We start from the raw sequence: 330 nt of genomic DNA, 5'->3' as shown, positions 1-330 counted from the left end.
GGATGTCAGGCTGCTGCTCTTCCGGCTGCACTTCCGGCTCGGACATCGGGATCGCGGCTCCCTGCCTGCTCAAAAGGGGGGACGGTTACTCATCCGTAGCGTAGTGGGGGGCTGTGTGTTCGGCAGTGCGGTGTTTCCCACACCTAGTGTGGGTTGCATGACACCTCGAGATGACTTCGGCCGGTGGTCGGATCTGGATCGGCCTCCCTTGAACGTGGGGGCGCTGCGGCGGGCGCTCGTGCGGGAGGGGAGTTTGTGGCGGGAGGTGGACGTGGTGCAGCGGACCGGGTCCACGAACTCCGATCTTGTGGCGCGTGCGGGGGCGGGGGC

The 330-nt window shown here is 67.0% G+C and carries 1 pseudogene; it reads left to right on the top strand.

Annotated elements, in window-relative coordinates:
* Positions 1–157 precede the first annotated feature (157 nt).
* Positions 158–330: pseudogene (locus CCN29_RS25055) on the top strand (biotin--[acetyl-CoA-carboxylase] ligase); the annotation flags it as partial.

Source organism: Streptomyces pseudogriseolus (genome assembly GCA_002154585.1).
In the GTDB taxonomy this organism is placed as follows: Bacteria; Actinomycetota; Actinomycetes; order Streptomycetales; family Streptomycetaceae; genus Streptomyces; species Streptomyces pseudogriseolus.
Note: the sequence above shows the minus strand (reverse complement) of the source record. Positions and strands in the feature narration are given on the sequence as shown.